General features: G+C 68.9%; 21 protein-coding genes and 1 tRNA gene. 13 read left to right on the top strand and 9 right to left on the bottom strand.

Annotation, left to right across the window (positions count from 1 at the left end; translation table 11 throughout):
- Positions 1-339: 339 nt before the first annotated feature.
- On the bottom strand, positions 340-660 hold the full coding sequence (locus tag IU476_RS11050; protein WP_195099237.1) for a hypothetical protein: 321 nt from the start codon (positions 658-660) through the stop codon (positions 340-342).
- 470 nt (positions 661-1130) lie between these two features.
- Here IU476_RS11050 and IU476_RS11045 point away from each other — a divergent pair, with 470 nt between their 5' ends.
- Positions 1131-1661, top strand: a complete 531-nt coding sequence (locus IU476_RS11045; RefSeq protein WP_195099235.1) for a DUF4254 domain-containing protein — start codon at positions 1131-1133, stop codon at positions 1659-1661.
- Between the two features lie 16 nt (positions 1662-1677).
- Here the strand turns inward: IU476_RS11045 and IU476_RS11040 are convergent, their stop codons facing one another.
- Genes IU476_RS11040 through IU476_RS11030 form a run of 3 tightly spaced genes read right to left on the bottom strand, consistent with a single transcriptional unit; the run spans position 1678 to position 4224 of the window.
- Complete coding sequence (locus tag IU476_RS11040; RefSeq protein WP_195099232.1) at positions 1678-2001, bottom strand: hypothetical protein; 324 nt, start codon at positions 1999-2001, stop codon at positions 1678-1680.
- On the bottom strand, positions 2002-3150 hold the full coding sequence (locus IU476_RS11035; protein WP_195099230.1) for a fatty acid desaturase family protein: 1149 nt from the start codon (positions 3148-3150) through the stop codon (positions 2002-2004).
- Between the two features lie 15 nt (positions 3151-3165).
- Positions 3166-4224 (bottom strand): ferredoxin reductase, encoded by a 1059-nt coding sequence (locus tag IU476_RS11030; protein ID WP_195099228.1) that lies wholly within the window; start codon positions 4222-4224, stop codon positions 3166-3168.
- Between the two features lie 224 nt (positions 4225-4448).
- Between IU476_RS11030 and IU476_RS11025 the strand changes: the two genes are divergently transcribed.
- Positions 4449-5060, top strand: coding sequence for a TetR family transcriptional regulator (locus IU476_RS11025; protein WP_324194005.1), 612 nt, complete (start codon positions 4449-4451; stop codon positions 5058-5060).
- A gap of 24 nt (positions 5061-5084) precedes the next feature.
- Here IU476_RS11025 and IU476_RS11020 read toward each other — a convergent pair whose 3' ends face one another.
- The 3 genes from IU476_RS11020 to IU476_RS11010 form a co-directional block, all read right to left on the bottom strand.
- Positions 5085-5354 (bottom strand): Txe/YoeB family addiction module toxin, encoded by a 270-nt coding sequence (locus IU476_RS11020; RefSeq protein ID WP_195099223.1) that lies wholly within the window; start codon positions 5352-5354, stop codon positions 5085-5087.
- On the bottom strand, positions 5354-5629 hold the full coding sequence (locus tag IU476_RS11015; RefSeq protein ID WP_195099221.1) for a type II toxin-antitoxin system Phd/YefM family antitoxin: 276 nt from the start codon (positions 5627-5629) through the stop codon (positions 5354-5356). The genes IU476_RS11020 and IU476_RS11015 overlap by 1 nt, the downstream gene beginning before the upstream one ends.
- Positions 5630-5695: 66 nt before the next feature.
- Positions 5696-6577, bottom strand: coding sequence for an alpha/beta fold hydrolase (locus IU476_RS11010; protein ID WP_195099219.1), 882 nt, complete (start codon positions 6575-6577; stop codon positions 5696-5698).
- Between the two features lie 82 nt (positions 6578-6659).
- Here IU476_RS11010 and IU476_RS11005 point away from each other — a divergent pair, with 82 nt between their 5' ends.
- A complete protein-coding gene (locus IU476_RS11005; protein ID WP_195099217.1) occupies positions 6660-8831 on the top strand; it encodes an AfsR/SARP family transcriptional regulator in 2172 nt (723 codons plus the stop codon).
- A 38-nt stretch (positions 8832-8869) separates the two neighbouring features.
- On the opposite strand, the gene IU476_RS11000 is transcribed toward IU476_RS11005, so the two are convergent.
- Positions 8870-9427 carry a type 1 glutamine amidotransferase domain-containing protein gene (locus IU476_RS11000; RefSeq protein ID WP_195099214.1) on the bottom strand — a complete coding sequence of 186 codons (558 nt, stop codon included), beginning with the start codon at positions 9425-9427 and terminating at the stop codon, positions 8870-8872.
- Between the two features lie 180 nt (positions 9428-9607).
- Here IU476_RS11000 and IU476_RS10995 point away from each other — a divergent pair, with 180 nt between their 5' ends.
- The 6 genes from IU476_RS10995 to lysA all read left to right on the top strand — a co-directional run bounded on the left by IU476_RS10995 (position 9608) and on the right by lysA (position 16280).
- Positions 9608-10504, top strand: a complete 897-nt coding sequence (locus tag IU476_RS10995; protein WP_195099212.1) for an SDR family oxidoreductase — start codon at positions 9608-9610, stop codon at positions 10502-10504.
- 64 nt (positions 10505-10568) lie between these two features.
- Positions 10569-11186, top strand: coding sequence for a PadR family transcriptional regulator (locus tag IU476_RS10990; protein WP_195099210.1), 618 nt, complete (start codon positions 10569-10571; stop codon positions 11184-11186).
- Between the two features lie 4 nt (positions 11187-11190).
- On the top strand, positions 11191-13260 hold the full coding sequence (locus tag IU476_RS10985) for an NADPH-dependent 2,4-dienoyl-CoA reductase (protein WP_195099208.1): 2070 nt from the start codon (positions 11191-11193) through the stop codon (positions 13258-13260).
- On the top strand, positions 13260-13943 hold the full coding sequence (locus IU476_RS10980) for a VOC family protein (RefSeq protein WP_195099206.1): 684 nt from the start codon (positions 13260-13262) through the stop codon (positions 13941-13943). The genes IU476_RS10985 and IU476_RS10980 overlap by 1 nt, the downstream gene beginning before the upstream one ends.
- A gap of 31 nt (positions 13944-13974) precedes the next feature.
- Positions 13975-14772 carry a mycolate reductase gene (gene cmrA, locus IU476_RS10975; protein WP_195099203.1) on the top strand — a complete coding sequence of 266 codons (798 nt, stop codon included), beginning with the start codon at positions 13975-13977 and terminating at the stop codon, positions 14770-14772.
- Positions 14773-14936: 164 nt separating this feature from the next.
- Positions 14937-16280, top strand: coding sequence for a diaminopimelate decarboxylase (lysA, locus tag IU476_RS10970; protein WP_195099201.1), 1344 nt, complete (start codon positions 14937-14939; stop codon positions 16278-16280).
- Positions 16281-16426: 146 nt separating this feature from the next.
- Here lysA and IU476_RS10965 read toward each other — a convergent pair whose 3' ends face one another.
- Positions 16427-18076, bottom strand: coding sequence for a helicase HerA-like domain-containing protein (locus IU476_RS10965; protein ID WP_195099199.1), 1650 nt, complete (start codon positions 18074-18076; stop codon positions 16427-16429).
- Positions 18077-18334: 258 nt separating this feature from the next.
- On the opposite strand from IU476_RS10965, the gene IU476_RS10960 reads away from it, so the two are divergent.
- From IU476_RS10960 to IU476_RS10945, 4 genes are all read left to right on the top strand, one after another.
- Complete coding sequence (locus IU476_RS10960; RefSeq protein ID WP_195099196.1) at positions 18335-18733, top strand: PPOX class F420-dependent oxidoreductase; 399 nt, start codon at positions 18335-18337, stop codon at positions 18731-18733.
- A 100-nt stretch (positions 18734-18833) separates the two neighbouring features.
- The gene (gene orn, locus IU476_RS10955) at positions 18834-19454 is read left to right on the top strand and encodes an oligoribonuclease (protein ID WP_195099842.1); all 621 of its coding nucleotides are present in this window, start codon (positions 18834-18836) and stop codon (positions 19452-19454) included.
- Positions 19455-19509: 55 nt separating this feature from the next.
- Positions 19510-19582 (top strand) — tRNA-His (locus IU476_RS10950).
- A gap of 502 nt (positions 19583-20084) precedes the next feature.
- Entirely contained in the window at positions 20085-21632 is a 1548-nt protein-coding gene (locus tag IU476_RS10945) for a PucR family transcriptional regulator (protein WP_195099194.1), read from the top strand.
- The last annotated feature ends 46 nt before the right edge of the window (positions 21633-21678 follow it).

Genomic DNA, 21678 nt, shown 5'->3' with positions numbered 1-21678 from the left:
CCGGGGCGGTGTGCGGGAACCGCGCGGCGGATCAGGCGCCGAAGGACCCCGTCCACAAGGTGTTCAGGATGCCGTGCAGTGCGGCGCTGCCGGTGTCGAACAGGCCGCCGAGCGCAGCACTTCCGGTGTCGATGATGACCGGGATCATGGGGTCGAACCTCTCTGTAGGGAACAGGTATCCACGGCCGCGGTCCGGGTGGGACCGGCGACCGGAGTCCACATTCCCCAGCCGGGCTTACAGATCACTGGTTCGTCGCTGAGACGAAGCTGAGAGCCGTTGTGCGAAGGATCATGCTAACGGCGACGGGGGCCCGGACGATGGGCCTTCACCTGCGCCGATCAGCCGGGGATATTGCCGTGCGAGGAATACAGGCTGACCGCGCCCTCGTCGTCGAGAAACGCGTTCACCAGCATCGTGCGAGCGGCCAGCAACTCCGCGCTGTCCGGGGCGTCGGTGGTGATGGAGATCTGCGGTATGGCGGCCCAATTGACCACGTAGCGCTCCGGCGGGCCCGAGGTTCCCGACACGTGCGCCAGCCGGAACACCGAGACCGTCCGTCGCTCCATGAGGTTGCGCACCACCTCGGCGATTCGCTCGGGGTCTTCCAGCGCGAACAGGAAGCCGAAAGTCAACTCCGGGGAGGACACATAGGCGGACACGAATGACCAGGCTATCCGATGAGACGGCCCGCGGCCGTGCGCGATTGCTCCCGTGTCGCTGCCGCGCGGGCGCGATCGTCCGGCAAACCCGCACGAATGTGCTCGGGGCCAGCGCGTTTCGCGCCTGCCGCAGCGGGTATGCCTAGCGTCTCGCCGTCGTGGGAGATCACCGATCTTCGCGATCATGTGACCCCGCTGTAATGGTGTATAACGATTGCCCGCAGCTTCGGTGTTTCGGCCGTCAGCCTGTTGCGCGGGTTCTTCCGACGCGCTTTCCTGAATATGTCCTGCTTTGTCCCGGACAGTCTTCTATCGCATCGTCGCGGATTTCCCGGTTTCTTCACCGTGAGCGTTTGTGGTGGGCTGCCGTGTCCGGGCCCGCGGGACTGCGCCGGAGCCGAGGGGAGCCCCTCCCCGATACCCCCTCGGCCCTGGCGCAACCAGTCGACGCTAGTGCGAGGGTGAGAATCATGTCGACCGAATACGCCGATGGCCGTATCGGATTCGGCGAACTGCCGTCCGCGGCCGAACTGCTGCGGGCCTTCCGCGCCGACACCGACGGGCGGGGCCACCCCGTGCTGGACGCGGCGGCGGAGCTGGTGCAGTGCCACGAACGCCGCCGGCGCGCGCGGCAGGCGGCGCACGCGCCCGGACTGCCCAGCAGCCGGGTGGCCGCGTTCAGTCACGACGTCGACGATGTCGACGTCGTCCGGAGGGAGTTGATCGAGCGCATCGACAACTGGGTCGCCGACAACATCGCCCACCGCGCCGGCGCGTCGCTGCACACCGAGACGCTGGGCTCGGTCATCGACCGGATGGCGGCGAAATGGGTTGCGGCCCAACATGCTTTGGGCCTGCCCGCGCCGGCGGCGGGAAACCACCGGCGCGGCGTCGACAGCGAGGCGCACCTGCAGTGGGTACGCCTCGCCGAATTGGCCGACGGCTACAAGGATCTGGTCACCGACGTCACCGAACACCGGCGGCGACTGCCGGTGTTCTGAGCCACCGCGTCCGGACTCAGCGGTCCCGGGGATCGACGAACTCGACGTCCGCGTCGATGTACGGCTGTTCGCTGGACACGTGCGGCGTCTGGCGCGGCTCGTCGATCAGCACGTCGGGCTCGTCGCGCCCGGCGTTCACGCCCGCGGCGGCGGCCTCGTCGCGCCGGGCCGCCGCGGCCGCCTCCCGCATCTCGATGGCGTCGGTGACCCAGTCACCGATCTCGCGGGTCACCTCCGCCACGGTGCCGGTGATGATCGACGCGATATTGCCGACGTGCCGGGCACCGGACGACGTCAGTTCCTGGATCAGATCCTTGTTGCTTTCGAATTTCCCGATCATTCACACGCCCGCTTCGCTCGGCTGTCGCTCTCGCATCACGATAACACCTGGCTGCGGGGCTTTCCCGGAGAGCGCGGGCGGCAGCGCGAGGCGGAACAGCTTCAGCCACACCTCGCCGACCTGCTTGCTCAGCGGGCCGGTGTTGTAGGGCAGGCCGTACTTCTCGCACAGCGCGCGCACCTCGGGCGCGATCTCCGGGTACCGGTTGGCCGGCAGGTCCGGGAACAGGTGGTGCTCGATCTGGTGCGACAGGTTGCCGGACATGATGTGGAACAGCTTGCTGCCGGTGATGTTCGCCGAGCCCAGCATCTGCCGCACGTACCACTCGCCGCGTGTCTCCTCGGCGGTCTCCTCTTCGGTGAACGTCTGTACGCCCGCCGGGAAGTGGCCGCAGAAGATGATCGAGTAGGCCCAGATGTTGCGCACGATGTTGGCGGTCGCGTTCCCGGCCAGGGTGGACAGGAACAGCGGGCCGCTCAGCAGCGGGAACACCACGTAGTCCTTGAGCACCTGCTTACCGGCCTTGCGCAGCTGCCCCTTGGCCAGCCGCTTGATGTCGGACCACTTGCGCTTGCCCTTGACGATGTTGTCGGCCTCGAGGTCGTGCAGCATCACGCCCCACTCGAACAGCATCATCAGCAGGAAGGCGTAGACCGGGTTGCCCAGGTAGTAGGGGTTCCACTGCTGGCCCTCGTCGATGCGCAGCACGCCGTACCCGATGTCCCGGTCGCGGCCGTGGATGTTGGTGTAGGTGTGGTGCATGTAGTTGTGCGAGTGCTTCCACTGGTCGGCCGGGCAGACCGTATCCCATTCGAACACACGGGAATTCAGCCCCGGCTCACGCATCCAGTCCCACTGGCCGTGCATGACGTTGTGGCCGATCTCCATGTTGTCCAGGATCTTGGACACGCTCAGCGCGGCGACCCCGGCCAGCCAGAACGGCGGCAGGAAGCCCAGGTACATCAGGCCGCGGCCGGCGACTTCGAAACCGCGCTGCGCCTTGATGATCGAGTAGATGTACTCCCGGTCGCGCTCGCCCAGGTCGGCGGTGATGCGCTCGCGCAGCTCGTCGAGCTGCCGGCCGATCTCCTCGACCTGCTCGGGGCTGAGCACCAGGGGTCCGTTCTTCGTCTCGGTGAGAATGGTCATAGCTGTTCTCCCCTTCTAGATTTCGATGTCGACGTCGCCCACGGCGGCGTTGATGCAGAGCTGGATGGGCTGGTCCGGGTCGCTGTCCAGCTCGCCGGTGCGCAGGTTGCGGGTGCAGCCGGAGCGGCGAACCGCGGTGCAGGAGAAGCAGATCCCCATCCGGCAGCCCGATTCCGGTGTGAGGCCCGCCTTTTCGGCCTGCTCGAGCAGGCTGGCGCCGGCGTTCTCCGCGCGCACGCCGCTGGCCGAGAAGGTGGTGGCGCCGGTGACGTCGGCGGGATCCACCGGGGTGGTCGGCAGCGTGAACTCCTCGCTGTGCAGCCGGTCGCCCAGACCCTCGGCCTCGTAGATGCGCCGCGCCGAGTCCATCAGCGCGGCCGGGCCGCAGACGAAGGTCTCCGCGTCGGCGTACCACGGCGCCACGCGCTCGAGGGTGTCGACGTCGAAGTGGCCGTCGCCGCGGCTCGGGTACCGCAGTTCGATGTGGAAGTTGTCGTGCCGCTCGGCGAGGTCGGCCAGTTCCTCACGGTGCGGCACGGCCTCCGGGTGCTTGGCGTAGTGCAGGAACGCCACTGTGCCCGAATAGTTTTCGCGGGCGAGTGTGCGCAGCATGGAGAGCACCGGGGTGATGCCGCTGCCGCCGCTGAGCAGCAGGATGCGGTCCGGGCGGGCGTCGGGCAGCGCGAAGCTGCCGTCGGCCGGGGCCAGATCCACCACCATGCCGGGGGCGGCGTGGCGGTAGAGGTACCGCGACACCAGTCCGTGCGAGTGCGCCTTGACCGTCAGCTGCAGCTTGCGGCCCCGGCGGCTCTGCGCGCTGACCGGTGAATAGCACCGGGTGTGCTTCACACCGTCGATCAGCACGCCGACCTGCACGTACTGCCCGGCGCGGTGGCCGGTCCACTGCCAGGTCGGGCGCAGCGTCAGGGTCACCGAGTCGGACGCGGAATGCCGCACGTGGGTGATCTCGGCGCGCATGTCGCGCAGTGTCAGCGTCGGCCGCACCAGTTCGAGATAACGATCGAGCGGGTGCGGCGAGGTCAGCGTCTGCACCAGGTCGATGAGTCCCACCATTCGGTCCTCCAAGAGCCTGCTAGTCGGGCCGTGCGTGGCACCGAACTACCGGTCGCCCGCCGCCGCTCTGCGCGAGCCCCGGCGTAGGAACCAATTTTTCGGTGCACATCTGTACACTGAGATAGTGTGCCTGCTGGTGCCATACAAGTTCAACCAGCAGATGCTGTGACCGAGGCAACATCCCTAGGAGAGAACGAATCGTGAACGGATGTATGCTCAGCGATGTGAGTGAGCCGGCGGAGTCCCGAGTCGAGCGCAAGGAGCGCACGCGGCAGTCCCTGCTGGACGGCACGCTGGCGCTGGCCGCCGACCGTGGTTTCGCCGCCCTGTCCCTGCGCGAGGTCGCCCGCTCGGCCGGGATCGTGCCGACCGCGTTCTACCGGCACTTCTCCTCGCTGGACGAACTCGGCACCGCGCTGGTGGACGAGGGTGTGCGCCAGTTGCGGCTGGCGCTGCGCGAATTGCGGCGCACGCCCGACGCCCGCCTCGCCGAAACCGTGCGCTTCGTCTTCGGCCAGGTCGCCGGGCGGGAAGCGCTGTACGGCTTCCTGATTCGCGAACGCCACGGCGGCTCGGCGGCCCTGCGCGGCGCGATCGCGGTCGAGATGCAGCTCATCACCCGGGAGCTGGTGGTCGACCTGTCCCGCGTCCGCGCCCTGGACAGCTGGAACCCCGACGACCTCGAACTGGCCGCCGACCTCATCGTCTCCACCGTCGCCGACCACATCGCCGACTACGTCGCCGCCCCCCTCCGCGACCGCACCGACCTCATCGACCGCACCGTCCGCCAGGTCCGCATGATCGCCCTCGGCATGGCCGCCTGGCGCTCGACCTGATCCCGCAACCGAGGTTTCGGACGCTCAGTCGTCGTAGTGGAAGCGGCAGGCGATGATCGTGAGGACACTTTCGTCGGCGTGGTAGACGATGCGGTGTTCCTTGGTGATGCGGCGCGACCAGAGACCGGACAGGTTCTGCCGCAGGGGTTCCGGCTTGCCGATGCCATCGGCGTTGCCGTTGCGGCGGATGTCCTCGATGATTCGGTTCAACTTGCGCAGAACGGCGCGGTCCTCCGCCTGCCAATACAGGTAGTCCGCCCAGCCGTTGCTGCTGAAGAGAACCTTTCGGCTCACTACTCGGGGTCCGTGTCGTCGACGTCGATCAATTCACGAGCCTCCAAGCGTCCTGCTCGGATGTCCTCGATCCCTTCGAGCAGACGCCGCGCGTTCGCCGTACTACTCATGAGGTAGGCCGTCTCTTTGAGCGATTCGTATTCGCGTAGCGAGATCACCACGGCGGGCTCTTTGTCACCGCTGCGAGTAATCACTACCTCGTCGTTGTCTTCGGTCGCCGCGTCGAGGACGGCGGCGAAATTGGCCCGGGCCTCGGTGGCATGCATGGCACGCATAGCTTCTCCTGGAGTCAGTGCTCGCACCTCACTATAGCAGCATGTACGCGATCGCGTACATGCTGCCTATCGGGTCAGGAGGGTGCGGATTTCGGTGGTGATTCGGTCGGGGGCTTCCTCTGCCATGAAGTGGCCGGAGGTGAGGGTGGTGTGGGTGAGGTCTTCGGCCCAGGGGTGCCAGAGGGCGGCGGCGTCGAAGCCCAGGGCGGTGCCCCAATCCTGTTGGATGACGGTCAAGGGCATGGGGAGGCGGCGGCCGGCGGTGCGGTCGGTGCGGTCGTGGGTGATGTCGATGGTCGCGGAGGCGCGGTAGTCGGCGACGATCGAGGGGACGGCGGCGCGGCAGGCGCGCAGGTAGGCGGCGCGGATATCGGCGGGTATGGCCTCGGGGCGCTGGGTCCAGATGTCGAGGAAGTAGCCGAAGAAGGCGTCGGGCGCCGCGGCGATCAGTTGTTCGGGTAGGTCCGGCGGCTGTGCCATGAGGTAGAGGTGGAAACCCACGGCCGCGTCGACGCCGCGCATCACGTCCCACATGTCCAGGGTCGGCAGGACGTCCAGACAGGCCAGGTGAGTGACGGTGTCGGGATGGTCGAGCCCGGCACGGAAGGCGACCAGGGCGCCGCGGTCGTGGCCGACCAGCGCGAAACGCTCGTGCCCGAGCGCCGCCGCGAGCGCGACGATGTCCGCGGCCATGGTGCGCTTGCTGTAGACGGTGCCGTCGGTCTCGGCGGGTTTGTCGCTGTCGCCGTAGCCGCGCAGGTCGGGGCAGATGACGGTGTGGTCGGCCGCGAGCCGGGTCGCCACGTGCCGCCACATGAGGTGTGTCTGCGGGAAGCCGTGCAGCAGCACGACCGGGCTGCCGCTGCCGCCGATCGCGGCCGCGAGCTCGACATTCGGTGCGACCCGCACGCGGCGGTACTCGAAATCGGGGATGGTCGGTGTTTGCATGGCACCGACTCTGCCGCGCGCCGATCAGCATCCGATCAGTACCGTGGCGGCGAGAGTTTCGGCGACTCGGACAGGAGGCGGGATGCCGGTCACTTTCGGTGTGCTCGGGCCGGTGACGGCCTGGGATGCCGGTGGTGCGGTGCTCGGGCTGAAGGGGCCGCGGCATCGCGCGGTGCTGGCGCGGTTGATCATCGCGCGTCGCCGCATGGTGCCGGTGTCTCGGCTGGTGGGCGACCTCTGGGACGATCCCCCGCCGGGTGCCGTCGGTGCCGTCCGGACGTTCGTCGCCGACCTGCGCCGCGCGCTGGAACCGGATCGCCCGCCGCGCACCGCCGCGCGCCTGCTGGTGACCGAGGGCCCCGGTTACGCCTTGCGCGCCGACCCGGCCGCGGTGGATTCCTGGCGGTTCGAGGACGCCGTGCGTGCCGCGGCCGACCTGCCGCCCGCGGCCGAACTCGAGCGGCTGGACGAGGCGCTGCGGCTGTGGCGCGGCCCGTCCTACGCCGAGGTCGCGCACGCCGACTGGGCCCGCACCGAGCGCGCCCGCCTCGCCGAGCTGCGACTGCAAGCCGTGGAACGCCGCGCCCGAGCCCAACTGGCGCTCGGCGCGGCAGCCGCGGCCATCCCCGACCTGAACGCCCATGTGGCCGAACACCCTTGGCGCGAGGAAGCCTGGGCCCTGCTCGCCACCGCCCTGTACCGCACCGGCCGCCAGGCGGAGTCCCTGGCCTTGCTACGCCGCGCCCGCACAGCCCTGGCTGACCACCTGGGCCTCGACCCGAGCCCACAACTCCGCCGCCTCGAATCCGACATCCTCACCCACCACCCCCGCCTCAACCCTGTTGAGCCCATCCGACATTCGCGCCCAGCCACCACAACCGAACCCGACCTGCCCCGCCCGACTTCATCACTCGACACAGACCTGCCCCGCCACTCGGACTCGGCTCCACCACTCGAACCCGCGAGCGCGCAGCGCCCACGCTCGGATCCGGCACCCGAACTCGGGCCAGCCGACCACTCGACCACGTCGATGCCCGTCCCCGGGACGGCGGCGGGGCGGGTGTGGTCAGCGGCTGCGGCGGCCTACGATCGCGCCGTAACCGGTAGCGCGCGAACGCATTTGGATTCGACGGTGGGATTGCTGCGTGGTCTGGCGGTTACCGGCGGGAGTGGTCTCGAGCTGGCGCGCGAGCATCGCTTGGCGGCCATTACCGCGGCCGAGGAGTTCGGGGATCCGGATCTGACGGCGCGGGTCATCGGCGCGTACGACGTTCCCGCGATCTGGACTCGCAGTGATGATCCCTGGCAGGCCGAGCAGATTGTCGCAGCCAGTGAGCGAACCCTCGCCGCCCTGCCCGACGACGCCCGGCACGATCCGGCACGCTGCCGTCTGCTCGCCACTATCGCGGTGGAGATGCGGGGCAGCCGCGCCCCGCGCGGACCGCAGGCCGCCCGCCTAGCCGAGGACATCGCCCGCCGCCTCGACGACCCCGCGCTGCTGGTCTTCGCGCTCAACGGAAAGTTCATGCAGTCGTGCACCCGCGCCGGTCTCGCGGCGGAGCGTGACGAAACAGGTTCGGAGATAGTCGATCTGGGCGTGCGGCACGGCATGGCGAACGCCGAGATCCTCGGCCGCCTGATCCGCGTCCAGGCGCGCGCCGCACTCGCCGACTTCACCACCGCCGACACCCAGGCCGCCGCTGTGGACGACCTGGCAGACCGCCACGAGCGCCCGCTGGCCACCCCCTTCACCGACTGGTACCGCGCCCTGCGACTCGCGGCGAACGAACAGTTCACGGCCGCGGAGAACGCCTATCGAGAAGCCGCGAAACGCCTCGAGGGCGCGGGCATGCCCGGCGTGGAACGCGGCCTGCTCCCCCTCGCCCTACTGAGCCTGCGCCTGTCCGACCCGAACACTTCCGCACCTGATGCCGCGAAATTCGTTGACCGGGACCAGGACTGGGGGCCGTACCGCCCTTGGATCCAGCCGTTGATCCTCCTGCGAGAGGACCGCCACGAGGACGCCCGGACCGCGCTGCACGCCCTGCCCCAGCCGCCCGCCGACCTGATGTACGAAGCCCAGACCTGTCTCGAAGCCGCCGCCGCCCTGGCACTGGGCGATCGAAAACTCCTCCGCGACATCCAAACTCGCCTGCTACCCGCCGCGAACGAACTCGCCGGCGCGGGCAGCGGTCTCATTACCTTGGGCCCGGTTCGCCGCTGGCTCACCGCTGTCGCGGAAGCCCTGGCCTGAACCGGCCGAGGCAGCTGAACCGACCGAGGCAGCTACCCTCAGCCGGCGAACTCGGCCGTGATGGCATCGACGAAATCGGGCAGGTCATCCGGCTTCCGCGAGGTAATCAGCGTCCACCCGTTCTGCGCGCAGCGCATCTTCGACTGGTCCACCCAGTGCCCACCGGCGTTCACGATGTCGATACGCAGCGACGGATAGGACGTCAGCGTCTTCCCCGGAAGCACCCCGGCGTCGACGAGCAACCACGGCCCGTGACAGATCGCGGCGATCGGCTTCTTCGCGGAAGTCTGCGCGCGCACCAACTCTCGCGCGCGGTCGTCGGTCCGGAGCGTGTCGGCGTTGACCGTGCCGCCGGGGATCACCAGCACGTCGACCTCGTCCGCGACGACGGAATCCAGTGTCACGTCGGGCTGCACCTGCTCGGCCGGCTCCAGGTCGTGCCGATAGGTCTGCACCGCTTCGCCTTTCATCGCCGCGTGCCGCACCTGGGCACCGCGCTCGCGCAACCGGTCGCGCGGCACCACCAGCTCGTCGTGCTCGACCCCGGCGTTGGAGGTGACGATCAGTACGCGCACACCCTCGAGTTCTGCGGACACAGCTACCTCCCTTGTTCTCGGTTACCCGTCCGCACTACCCGGGCCGCATGGCCCCAAACCGCACCGACACGCCACATGATGACAGGGACTGACATCCGCAGTATCCTGATGACAGTGGCTGACATGAGTCACCCTCGCGCAGGGTCGCGAGCACAAATCCATCGCAGGAAGGTGTTCTCCATGCGGGTATTCGTCACCGGGGCCTCAGGCCATGTCGGTTCCGCCGTCGTCCCCGAACTCCTCGCGGCCGGCCACGAAGTGATCGGCCTGGCGCGTTCCCAAGCCTCCGCCGACGCCTTGACCGCCGCGGGCGCCGAGGTCCAGCGCGGCGACCTCGACGATCTCGACGGCCTGGCCGCCGCCGCGACCGCCGCCGACGGCGTGATCCACCTCGCCTTCAAGCACGAATTCATGCTGGCGGGCGATTTCGTGACGGCGGCCGAGGACGACCTGCGAGTCGTCCGAACCTTCGGCGACGCTCTCGCGGACACCGGAAAACCGCTGGTCGCCACGTCGGGCACCGGCCTGCTCGCGGCCCTGGGCCGCACCGGCACCGAGACCGACGCCCTCCCGGGCGGGCCGCGCATCGATTCCGAGAACACCGTCGTCGCCCTCGCCGACCGCGGCGTCCGATCCAGCGTGGTCCGCCTGCCACCCACCGTGCACAGCGACCTGGACCGGCACGGCTTCGTCCCGACCCTCATCGCCGTCGCGCGCGAGAAGGGCGTCTCCGCCTACGTCGGCGAGGGCGCGAACCGCTGGCCCGCGGGCCACACCCGCGACGCGGCGCATCTCTACCGGCTGGCCCTCGAATCCGCGCCCGCGGGCTCCCGCCTGCACGCCGTCGACGACGAGGGCGTGCCGCTGCGCCGGATCGCCGAGGTCATCGGCCGCCATCTGGACGTGCCCGCGGTGAGCATCCCGGCGGACGCGGCGGCCGAGCACTTCGGCTTCCTCGCCCCCATGGTCGTCCTGGACAACCCGACCACCAGCACCCGCACCCGCGAACTGCTGGGCTGGAAACCCGTGCAGCCCAACCTGATCGACGATCTCGACGCCGGACACTACTTCCGGTAGCGGCCCCGAAAGACCGCTATGCACCGAGTTGCATAGTACATCGAGTATCAGTTAACCTCGGCGCATGGCCCTCGAACACGCGCTGCTGGTATCGCTGAGCGAGCGCGCCGGTTCGGGCTACGAGCTGGCGCGCCGCTTCGACAAATCCATCGGATTCTTCTGGAGCGCCACCCACCAGCAGATCTACCGCGTGCTCAAGCGCATGGAACAGCAGGGCTGGGTGACCGGCGAGGCCGTGCCGCAGGACGGCCGCCCGGACAAGAAGGTCTACCGCGTGAGCCCGGACGGCCGCGCCGAACTGGCCCGCTGGATCGCCGCGCCGAGCGAGGACATCGGCCCCCTGCGCAGCGAACTCGGCATCAAGATCCGCGCCGCCGCACACGGCGACCTGACGGCGCTGCTGGCGGAGGTCACCCGCCACCGCGACCGGCACGCCCAGCGGCTCGAGGTGTACCGGCTGATCGAGAAGAAGGACTTCCCCGCCCCGCAACGCCTCACCGGCACGGCCCTGCACCAGTATCTGGTGCTGCGCGGCGGCATCCGAGTGGAGTCGGGATTCGTGGAGTGGTGCGACGAGGTGCTCGAAGGGCTCCGCCCGCACTCCCCCGCGACGTCCGGCGACACCGCCCGTACCGGTTCGGATGCCACGGCCCGGCATCCGGATTCCGCTACCGAAAGGTGATCCGATGACCGCGAGTCCTGCGGCCGCACAGCCGAATTCGACGCCCAACCCGTATCCGCACCTGTTCGAGCCGCTCACCGTCGGCCACACCACGTTGCGCAACCGCGTGGTGATGGGTTCGATGCACACCGGGCTCGAGGATCGGGCCTGGGACACCAACCGGCTCGCCGCCTACTTCGCCGAACGCGCCCGCGGCGGCGTCGGGCTCATCATCACCGGCGGCTACGCACCCAACCGGGAGGGCTGGCTGCTGCCGCTGGGCGCGAAGCTCACCAACCGCACCGAGGCCTACCGCCACCGCGCGATCACCCGGGCCGTGCACCGCGAGGGCGGCAGGATCGCCCTGCAGATCCTGCACGCCGGGCGCTACGCCTACGTGCCGTTCAGCGTCTCGGCATCCTCGATCAAGGCCCCCATCAACCCCTTTCGGCCGCGCAAGCTGTCGCGCAAGGGCGTGGAACGCACCATCGCCGACTACGTGCGCTGTGCGGAGCTGGCCAAGTTCGCCGGGTACGACGGCGTCGAGGTGATGGGCGGCGAGGGTTACCTGATCAACCAGTTCCTCGCCCCGCGCACCAACAAGCGCACCGACGAATGGGGTGGTTCGGCGGCCAACCGGCGGCGGTTCCCGCTCGAGATAGTGCGCCGGATGCGCGCGGCCGTGGGCGAGGACTTCCTGATCGTCTTCCGCCTGTCCATGGCGGAGTTCGTCGAACACGGCCAGACCGAGACCGAAATCCTGGCGCTGGCAAAGGAATTGGAAGCCGCCGGGGTCAGCATCATCAACACCGACATCGGCTGGCACGAGGCCCGGGTGCCGACCATCGTCACCTCGGTCCCCCGTGCGGCCTTCGCCGAGTTCACCGCGAAAGTCACCGCGCACGTGGATATTCCGGTCTGCGCGTCGAACCGGATCAATATGCCGGAGGTCGCCGAGGAGATCCTCACGCGCGGGGACGCCGACCTGGTCTCGCTGGCCCGTCCGCTGCTCGCCGACCCGGACTGGGTGGTGAAGGCGCAGCAGACCCGCGACGACGAGATCAACACCTGCATCGCCTGCAACCAGGCCTGCCTGGACCACGCCTTCGTCCACAAAACGGTGTCCTGCCTGCTCAATCCGCGCGCCGGGCACGAAACCGAGCTGCGGCTGCTGCCCACGCGCACCATGCGCCGCATCGCGGTCGTCGGCGCGGGACCGGCCGGGCTGTCGGCGGCGGTCAACCTCGCCGAGCGCGGCCACAAGGTGGACCTGTTCGAGGCCGACGACAAGATCGGCGGCCAGTTCGACATCGCCCGGCGCATCCCCGGCAAAGAGGAATTCAACGAGACCATCCGCTACTTCACCCGCAAACTCGAGGTCAGCGGCGTGCGGGTGTTCCTGAACCGGCGAGTCGCGGCGGCCGAACTGATCGAGGGCCGCTACGACCACGTGGTGCTGGCCACCGGTGTGCGCCCGCGCATTCCGAACATCCCCGGCATCGACCACCCGAAAGTGCTCACCTACGCGGAGCTGGTGCGCGAGGAGAAACCGGTCGGCAAGAAGGTCGCCGTGATCGGCGCGGGCGGCATCGGCTACGACGTGAGCGAATACCTCACCGTCGACGGTCATCCCGCGCTCAAACTCGACGAGTGGAAACAGGAGTGGGGCGTCGACAGCGCCGACCCGGACGCGCCCGGCCAGCTCACCCGGCCCGAGCCCTCCCCCGCCGCGCGCGAAGTCGTACTGCTGCAACGCAAGTCGACACCCTTCGGCAAGAGCCTGGGCAAGACCACCGGCTGGGTGCACCGGGCGGCGCTGAAAGCCAAGGGCGTCGAACAGCTGGGCGGCGTCAACTACGAGCGCATCGACGACCGCGGCCTGCACATCAGCTTCGGCGAGCAACGCAAGCGCCCGACGGTCATCGAATGCGACAACGTAATCGTCTGCGCCGGACAGGAATCCGTGCGGGAACTGGAGACGCCGCTGCGGGCGGCGGGCGTGCGCATCCACCTGATCGGCGGCGCGGACGTGGCGGCCGAGCTGGACGCCAAGCGCGCCATCGACCAGGGCACCCGGCTGGCGGCGGCGCTGTAATGCCGGAACTGGTCAGCCTGGGCCTGCCCGGCGACGAAAAAGCCTGGGAAGCACTCGGTTTCGCCGTCGAGAACCGCAGGCTGCGGATCGGCGCGCTCTCCTGCGTGGTCGGCATGCCGCCGAGCTGGGGCTTCGACGAACTGCGCGGCGACGCCTCGGAACTCGGCGTGCCGGAACTGTTGAGCGAGAACGCCTCCGAACCCTCCGGCCCGGAGCAGCAGCTCGAGCAGTTGCTCGAGCATCTGTCGGACGATCCCGGCGGCACCGATCTCGCTGCCGCCCTGCGTGATTCCGGCTCGCCGCACCCCAACGGCGTGACCTTCGTCGACCACATCGTCTATCTGGTGAACGATCTCGACGAATCCGTCGCGGCCCTGGCCGACGTGCTCGGCATGCCGCCGCGCCGCCGCTTCCACCCGCGCGGTCCGTCCGGTCCCGAAATGGCGTTCTATCGGGTGGGCGAGGCGTTCATCGAGGTCGTCGCGGCGGGCCGGCCGCCCGGACTGATCGGCATCGCGTTCGGCACGCCCGATCTGGACGCCACCGTCGCCGCCGTGCGCGCCGCGGGCGGGCCGATCGGCGATCCCAAACCCGCCGTGCAGGGCGGCCGCATCGCCAGTGTCTGGAAGGGCCATATCGACTGGGGCATCGCGTTCATGGAGCCGAAGGCCCGCACCGCCTAGCGCGCGGACCGCACCCGGTAGGCTCCCCGTCGTGAGCTTGCCTGCACCGACTTCCGAGAACCGTGCCGTCGTCACCGGAGCCTCGTCCGGGATCGGGACCGCGCTGGCCGCGGAACTCGCCCGGCGCGGCTATTCGCTGATCTTGGTGGCCCGGCGCGGCGACCTGCTCGCCGAGCTGGCCGGGCGGCTGACCGAGCGGCACGGGATCACCGCCGAGGTGCGCGCGGTGGACCTGTCCGACCGCGAGCAGCGCGCGCCGCTGGCCGAGGAGCTGGCCCGCCGCGACATCGCGATCCTGTGCAACAACGCCGGAGTCGCGACCTTCGGTCCGGTCGCGGACCTGGACCTGGATTTCGAGCGGGCCGTGATGGAACTCAACGCGGTCGCCGTGCACGACCTCACCCTCGCCGTGCTGCCCGGCATGACCGAGCGCAAGGGCGGCGGCATCCTCATCACCGGCTCGGCCGCCGGGAACATGCCGATCCCGAACAACGCCACCTACGCCGCGACCAAGGCCTTCACCAACAGCTTCTCCGAATCGCTGCGCGGCGAACTCACCGGCACCGGCATCAACGTCACGCTGCTCGCGCCCGGACCGGTCCGCACCGACAACCCGGACCAGGACGAGGTCGGCGGCAAGATCCCCGACTTCATCTGGGTCTCGGCCGCCTACACCGCCAAGATCTCGATCGATGCCTTGGAGCGCAACAAGATGCGGGTGGTGCCGGGCCTGATCAGCAAGGGCATGAGCGTCGCCGGCCAGTACGCGCCCCGAGCGGTCACCGCGCCCATCGTCGGGTCGTTCTACAAGAAGCTGGGCGGTAGCTGACACCGTCCGAGTGCGGCCGATCACACCGGTGTCAGGACGCCGTCAAGATAGCGTCACGGCCTGTCAAGGGCGTGTAGTCGACCGTTTCGGCGTCCCGGAATCGGCGTAGTCCTGTCGGTGGCCCCGCAGCACAGGCGAAAGCGGGGAACACAGCAGGAGAGATCGTGACGCTGCTCGAGATATTCCCTTCGCTGCGGTCGGGAATGCCGTCCCCGCGCGTCGACACGACCGTCTGGCCGTGCGAAACCCACTACGACGACCTGGGCCGCATCACCGTCGGCGGGGTCGCGCTGGCCGATCTGGCCGACCAGTACGGCACCCCCGCGTACGTGCTGGACGAGACCGAGGTCCGCCGCCGCTGCCGGGCCTACCGCAAGCACTTTCCCAACGCCGAGATCGTCTATGCCGCCAAGGCGTTGCTCACCAAGTCGGTGGCCGGGTGGGTCAGCGAGGAGGGGCTGTCGGTGGACGTGTGTTCCGGGGGTGAGCTGGCCGTCGCGCTGGCCGCCGGTGTCGACCCGCGGCGGCTCGTATTGCACGGCAGCGGAAAGCCTTTCGCGGAATTGGAGGCGGCTGTCGCGGCCGGGGTCGGTCGCATCGTGATCGACTCGCTCACCGAGATCACGCTGCTGTCCGCGCTGGTGTCGGGGAAGCAGCAAGTGCTGCTGCGGCTTTCGCCCGGCATCGACGTGCACGGGCATCCGGCGGTGAAAACCGGTGTGACGGACCAGAAGTTCGGGTTCCCGCTCGGCAGCGCGGCGGCCGCCGAAGCGATCGAGCGCGTGCTGCGCCAGCCCAACCTCGAACTCGTCGGCTTACACTGCCATCTGGGCTCACAGATCTACGACCCCGACCACTACGGCGAGGCGGTGCGGCGGCTGGTCGCCGAAATGGCGCGGGTGCGAGCCGATTACGGGCCGGTGCTCACCCAGCTGGACCTCGGCGGCGGGCACGCAGTGGCTTATCGGTCCGGCGACGCCGAGATGAATCTGTACGAACTCGCCGACCTCATCGAGGACGCGCTGGACGCCGCCTGCGCGCTCAACCGCTTCCCGCGCCCGCGCATCGCCCTGGAACCCGGCCGCGCCATCGTCGCCCACGCCGGGGTGACGCTGTATCGGGTGATGACCGTCAAGCACATCGAGGGCGGCCGCACCTTCGTCATCGTCGACGGCGGCATGAACGACAACCCGCGGGTCGCCCTCTACGGCGCCCACTACGACGCGGTGGTCGCCAACCGCCACCCCACCGGCCCGCACATGACCGCCACGGTCGCCGGCCGCTACTGCGAGGCCGGCGACATCCTCGCCGCCGACATCCGCCTCCCCGCCGACCTGCGCCCCGGCGAAATCCTCGCCATCCCCTGCACCGGCGCCTACCACCACAGCCTCGCCTCCACCTACAACGGCGTAGGCCGCCCACCCCTCATCTCCGTCCACCAGGGCCGCTCCCACGAACTCATCCGCCGAGAAACCCCCACCGACCTCCTGTCCCGCGATTTAGGCTGAGCCACAACGCCACCCGCCCGCACCCGATCTGGGGCGACACCCAGCGGCCAGCTCCTACTGGCGGACGCAAACCCAGCGGCCCCACAGTCACCGCGGGAGCAAGCACCACTTCCTCGACTTCCCGCGCCCTGCGCGGGAAGTCGAGGTCACCGCCGCCTGGTTCCGAAAAGACTCCGGCTGATCTCACGCCCCGCGGCACTGGCGGCCGAACGCAGAAAGCTTTTCACCGCAGGGTTCTTCATGATCCGTTCGGCCGCCGAGTCATCGGCCTGCGAGGAGGGACGTTCCGGCTCCGGTTCCGCCGCAGCGACTTTCGCGGCGAGCAACTCGTAAGCCGACTCGCGGTCGACCGTCTCGCCGTACTTGGCGTGCAGGGGCCCGGATTGGGCGGCGGCGCGGATGGCGTCCTCGCCGATGGTGTCCATGAGCGAGCGTGGCGGGCGCAGGCGCGTCCAGGCGACCGGGGTCGGGGCGCCCTTCTCCGACAGGACCGTCACCACCGCCTCGCCGATGCCCAGCGAGGTGAGCGCCTTCTCCAGGTCGTAGGCGGCGGTCTTGGGGTAGGTGCGCACCGTCTTGGTCAGCGCCTTCTGGTCCTCCGGGGTGAAGGCGCGCAGCGCGTGCTGAATCCGCGCACCCAGTTGCGACAGCACCTGATTCGGCACGTCGGTGGGCAACTGCGTGCAGAAGAACACGCCGACACCCTTGGAGCGGATCAGCTTGACCGTCTGCTCCACCTGATCCAGGAACGCCTTCGACGCGCCGTTGAACAGCAGATGCGCCTCGTCGAAGATGAAGACCAGCTTCGGCTTGTCCATGTCGCCGATCTCGGGCAGCGTCTGGAACAGGTCGGCCAGCACCCACATCAGGAACGTGGAGAACAGCACCGGCCGCGACGACTGCGCACCGAGCTCGAACAGCGTGATCACGCCCCGGTCACCGTCGACGCGCAGCAGATCCGACGGATCCAGTTCGGGCTCACCGAAGAACGTGTCACCCCCGTCGTTCTCCAGATTCACCAGCGCCCGCAGGATCACTCCGGCGGTGGCCGCCGACACACCGCCGATGCCCTTCAGATCCTCCTTGCCCTCGGGACTGGTCAGGTGCTGGATCACCGAGCGCAGATCCTTCAGATCGAGCAGCGCCAGCCCCCGCTGGTCGGCCCAGTGGAAGATCAGCCCGAGTGTCGATTCCTGAGTCTCGTTGAGCCCCAGCACCTTCGACAGCAGCACCGGTCCGAACGAGGTGATGGTGGCGCGGATCGGCACCCCGATCCCCTCGGTGCCGAGCGACACGAACTCGGTCGGGAAACCCGCTGGGGCCCACTCGGTATCGCCGGTTTCCCGGGCTCGCGCGGCGATCTTGTCGTTAACCTCCCCCGCCCGCGACAGACCCGACAGATCACCCTTCACATCCGCCAGCACCACCGGAACCCCAGCGGCGGACAGCTGTTCGGCGATGCCCTGCAATGTCTTCGTCTTGCCGGTACCGGTCGCGCCCGCGACGAGCCCGTGCCGATTCATCGTTCGCAGCGGAATACGCACCCGCGCAGTCGAATCCACCGCGTCGTCCACGACTACCGCGCCGAGCTCGAGCGCCGCGCCCTCGAACGCGTAACCGGCCGCGATCTCCTGCGCCACCGCGTTGCCGGAATCCGCTTGCCGGTCCGAACCCTGGCTTGCCGCAGCCGCCTCGCGTTCGGCGGCCTCCGCCGCCGCGGCCGCTTCCGCCGCGACCCGCGCCGCCTCCGCGGCCGCCCTGCGCGCCGCCTCGACCTTCTCCTGAGGGGTAGTCATCGCCGATCCTCCGTCTGCCCTGCCAACTTTCCGCCAACATTGCCGACCGCCTGAGCGAAGCGCGGATCTGGGCAAACCTTATCGCCACCGACACCGATCCGGGCCGCAACACCATTCGGCAACTTCGTGGCGACGACCACGCGGGCCCGCGCGTCAACAGACCGGCGAGCCAGAAATATAGCAACGCTAGACAAGCTAGCTGGCTGCTGTTACCGTTGCTCAAGTTCCTAGCGACGATAGATTTCAGGAGTGAGTGCCATGACCTTCACCAGCAACGAGCAGCAGTTCCTCGCGGAGGCCGGAATCGGCCGGCTGGCCACGGTGTCACCCGACGGCGTCGTGCAGAACAACCCGACCAGCTACCGCGTGAACCCCGACGGCACCATCGACATCGGCGGCATGCGCATGCGCGGCAGCCGGAAGTACCGCAACGTGGCCTCGGGCAGCCGGGTGTCGTTCGTCGTCGACCAACAGGTTTCCTTGGAGCCCTACGTGATTCGCGGCATCGAGGTGCGCGGCACGGCCGAGGCGCTCGACGACCAGGAGCCGCCGTTCCCGCCGCAGGAGCGCGCGATCATCCGGATCCACCCCGACCGCATCATCTCCTGGGGCATCGACGGCGGCTCCTTCGACTTCACCAGCCGCGGCGTCGAGTAGCCGCCCGCCGCGGGCGATCCCGCCGCACGGGGCCGGTGCGGCAGGTTCGCCGAACGGCCGCCGAGGGCGCTGTAATGTCGACCTGGTGTCCGAGAAATACATGGTGTGGATGGATTGCGAGATGACCGGCCTGCGGCTGGACAGCGACAAGCTGATCGAGGTGGCCGCGCTGGTGACCGACAGCGATCTCAACATCCTCGGTGACGGTGTCGACATCGTCATCCACGCCGACGACGCCGCGCTGGCCGCGATGCCGCCGGTGGTCCAGGAGATGCACGCCCGCTCCGGACTCACCGAAGAGGTGCGCCGCTCCACGGTCACCATGGCCGAGGCCGAGCAGCAGGTTCTCGACTACGTCAAGCAGTACGTGCCCACGCCGCGCACGGTCCCGCTGGCCGGTAACTCCATCGCGACCGACCGCGGCTTCATCGCCCGCGACATGCCCGCCCTCGACGCACACCTGCACTACCGCATGATCGACGTGAGCTCGATCAAGGAACTGTGCCGCCGCTGGTACCCGCGCATCTACTTCGGCCAGCCCGAGAAGGGCCTCACCCACCGCGCCCTCGCCGACATCAAGGAATCCATCCGCGAGCTGGAGTACTACCGCCGCACCGCCTTCGTCCCCGCACCCGGCCCCGCGACCGCCGACATCGCCGCCGTCGCCTCCGCGCTGCTCACCCCCGACGCAGCACAATCCCCTGCTCAGCACACCGATTAGGTTCTGAACCGGAGTACGAGTTACGATCTAGCCCGCCGGTTCATCACCGGCAATGGTGGCTGTAGTTCAGTTGGTAGAGCACCAGGTTGTGATCCTGGCTGTCGCGGGTTCGAGTCCCGTCAGCCACCCTGAGAGGCCCGGGTGGGTCGGTGAATCCGACGCCCCGGGCCTTTGACGTTTCGCTCGCTGCTCAATTGGACGAACCCTCGGCACCTGCACTGCAGGTCGTAGGCGCACATCGTCCACTCGTCGCCACCGAGCCCGCGGGGGCCGTCCGCCCGGCCGCGGCACACCCCCGTCGTCGGATCGTGGGCGACGTACAGGTGCTCACAGAGTTCACATCGACGCCGCGACACCTGTCGCGAAGTGACTATCAGCCAGACCACATACGAGAATGCGGCTGCTACACCAACCAACTGCAGCAGTTGCGACGAATACATTCTCAACCCTCATCTTTTCTTTTCCGGATCGACCTGATGCGGCGCATTTGCCGACCTCCACGTTCAGAGTGACCCACCGGCGGCTCGAACAGAGTGTCCGATCCACACAATCTGCGTGAGTGTCGTTGGCGATGCCGTACAGTCGTCGGAGGCGGTATGTCGGGTTTTCGGGAGTAGCGGTCAGGTAGCGATGGTCAAGTTGGATCGCCTGATCAACATCCTGGGCAGGTACGGGACCCGGCTGCACGGGCGGATCGCGGCGCGCGACAGCGAGCTGCACAGCGTCACCGTGCACGACCCGATCCGCCCGCATGCCGCCGTCGGCGACGTCTTCCTCGCGGTCGGCATCGCGGACCTGCGCGAGGCCGTCACGCTGGCCACCCTCGGTCGCGCCATGCTGGCCGTCACCCGAACCACCGAGCAGCCGAGCCGCACCCTCATCGGGGAGCTCGAAAAGTCCGGCACCGCACTACTTCTCGTCGATCCGGCGGTGTCGTGGAGCCAGATCGCCTCCGTCGTCTACGGATTGGTGCTCGAGGGCCGGGAGACCGAATCCGGCCGGGGCCCCAGCGATCTGTTCGCCCTGGCCGACACCATCGCCGCCACCCTCGACGCCCCGGTCACCATCGAGGATCAGCTGTGCCGGGTCATGGCGTATTCGAGCACCTCGCACGACACCGACCCGGTCCGGCTCGACACCATCCTCGGCCGCCGCATGCCGGACCATGTCCGCGCGCTGCTCGAGGAGCAGGGCATCTTCGACCATCTGGCGCGCACCGACACCCCGATCCACGTGCCGCCCGCCCCCGAGCACGGCCTGCGCGGGCGGACCGTGGCGGCCGTCCGCACCGGACGCGAACTGCTGGGCTCGCTGTGGATCTCCTCGGAGGAGCCGCTGTCCCCCGCGCAGTCGCGCATCCTGGAGGACGGCGCCCGCACCGTCGCGCTGCACCTGCTGCGTTCGCGCGTCAGCGCCGACCTCGAGCGGCAGGTCGAGTCGGAACTGGTCATCCAGTTGCTCGAGGAGAGCCCGGACGCCGAGGCGGTCGCCGGCAAGCTCGGCATCCCGGCCGAGAATCTGCGCGTCGTGGCGCTGCAGGCGCACACCGAGCTGGAGCGGCACGCCGGGATCCTGCTCGCCTTCGAACGCGCGACCACCGGCTTCGGCTGGTCGCGGGTGGGTCGCAGCACCCTGTTCGGCAACACCGTCTACACGCTGCTCCCGACCGGTGACGATCCCGCGCCCGCCTACCGCTGGGTGCACGAACTCGTCGCCGGGCTGCCCGCGCACATCGAGATCTTCGCGGGCATCGGCGGTCCCGCGAACCTGCGCGAGGTGGCGGCGAGCCGCCACGAAGCCGACGAATGCCTTGCCCTGCACATGAGTTCGGCCGATCCGGTGCCGGTCTGCTACGACACCGCCTGGGACCGGGTGCTGATCCAGCGGCTGAAATCCGTTGCGTCCAAAGGACGTCTGCCCGCCCGCGACCCCGTCGCGCAGCTCGCCGACTACGACGCCCGCCACGACACGCACTATCTCCCGACGCTGAAGTCCTGGCTGGAATCACACGGCGAACTGTCGGCGGCGGCCCGCATGCTCGACGTCCACCCCAACACCGTGCGCAACCGCATCAATCAGATGCGTCGAATCGTGCCGTTGCACCTCAACGATCCGAGTCAGCGCGTGGCCATGCTGATCGCGCTATCGGTCCGGTCACCGGGTGTGCCGGGCGAGTAATCCGCACGAATCCGCTTGCCGCACAGCAGCTTCGAACTCTTCGAAG

The sequence above is a fragment of the Nocardia blacklockiae genome (assembly GCF_015477355.1).
Lineage (GTDB): Bacteria > Actinomycetota > Actinomycetes > Mycobacteriales > Mycobacteriaceae > Nocardia > Nocardia blacklockiae.
The sequence above is the reverse complement of the archived record's forward strand: the minus strand, read 5'-3'. Positions and strand labels throughout refer to the sequence as shown.

Coding starts and splice junctions, on each gene's coding strand:
- IU476_RS11045 (WP_195099235.1), top strand. CDS start 1,131: ATGTCGACCGAATACGCCGATGGCCGTATCGGATTCGGCGAACTGCCG.
- IU476_RS11040 (WP_195099232.1), bottom strand. CDS start 2,001: ATGATCGGGAAATTCGAAAGCAACAAGGATCTGATCCAGGAACTGACG.
- IU476_RS11035 (WP_195099230.1), bottom strand. CDS start 3,150: ATGACCATTCTCACCGAGACGAAGAACGGACCCCTGGTGCTCAGCCCC.
- IU476_RS11030 (WP_195099228.1), bottom strand. CDS start 4,224: ATGGTGGGACTCATCGACCTGGTGCAGACGCTGACCTCGCCGCACCCG.
- IU476_RS11015 (WP_195099221.1), bottom strand. CDS start 5,629: ATGCGTGCCATGCATGCCACCGAGGCCCGGGCCAATTTCGCCGCCGTC.
- IU476_RS11010 (WP_195099219.1), bottom strand. CDS start 6,577: ATGCAAACACCGACCATCCCCGATTTCGAGTACCGCCGCGTGCGGGTC.
- IU476_RS11005 (WP_195099217.1), top strand. CDS start 6,660: ATGCCGGTCACTTTCGGTGTGCTCGGGCCGGTGACGGCCTGGGATGCC.
- IU476_RS10995 (WP_195099212.1), top strand. CDS start 9,608: ATGCGGGTATTCGTCACCGGGGCCTCAGGCCATGTCGGTTCCGCCGTC.
- IU476_RS10990 (WP_195099210.1), top strand. CDS start 10,569: ATGGCCCTCGAACACGCGCTGCTGGTATCGCTGAGCGAGCGCGCCGGT.
- IU476_RS10985 (WP_195099208.1), top strand. CDS start 11,191: ATGACCGCGAGTCCTGCGGCCGCACAGCCGAATTCGACGCCCAACCCG.
- IU476_RS10980 (WP_195099206.1), top strand. CDS start 13,260: ATGCCGGAACTGGTCAGCCTGGGCCTGCCCGGCGACGAAAAAGCCTGG.
- IU476_RS10965 (WP_195099199.1), bottom strand. CDS start 18,076: ATGACTACCCCTCAGGAGAAGGTCGAGGCGGCGCGCAGGGCGGCCGCG.
- IU476_RS10960 (WP_195099196.1), top strand. CDS start 18,335: ATGACCTTCACCAGCAACGAGCAGCAGTTCCTCGCGGAGGCCGGAATC.
- orn (WP_195099842.1), top strand. CDS start 18,834: ATGGTGTGGATGGATTGCGAGATGACCGGCCTGCGGCTGGACAGCGAC.
- IU476_RS10945 (WP_195099194.1), top strand. CDS start 20,085: ATGGTCAAGTTGGATCGCCTGATCAACATCCTGGGCAGGTACGGGACC.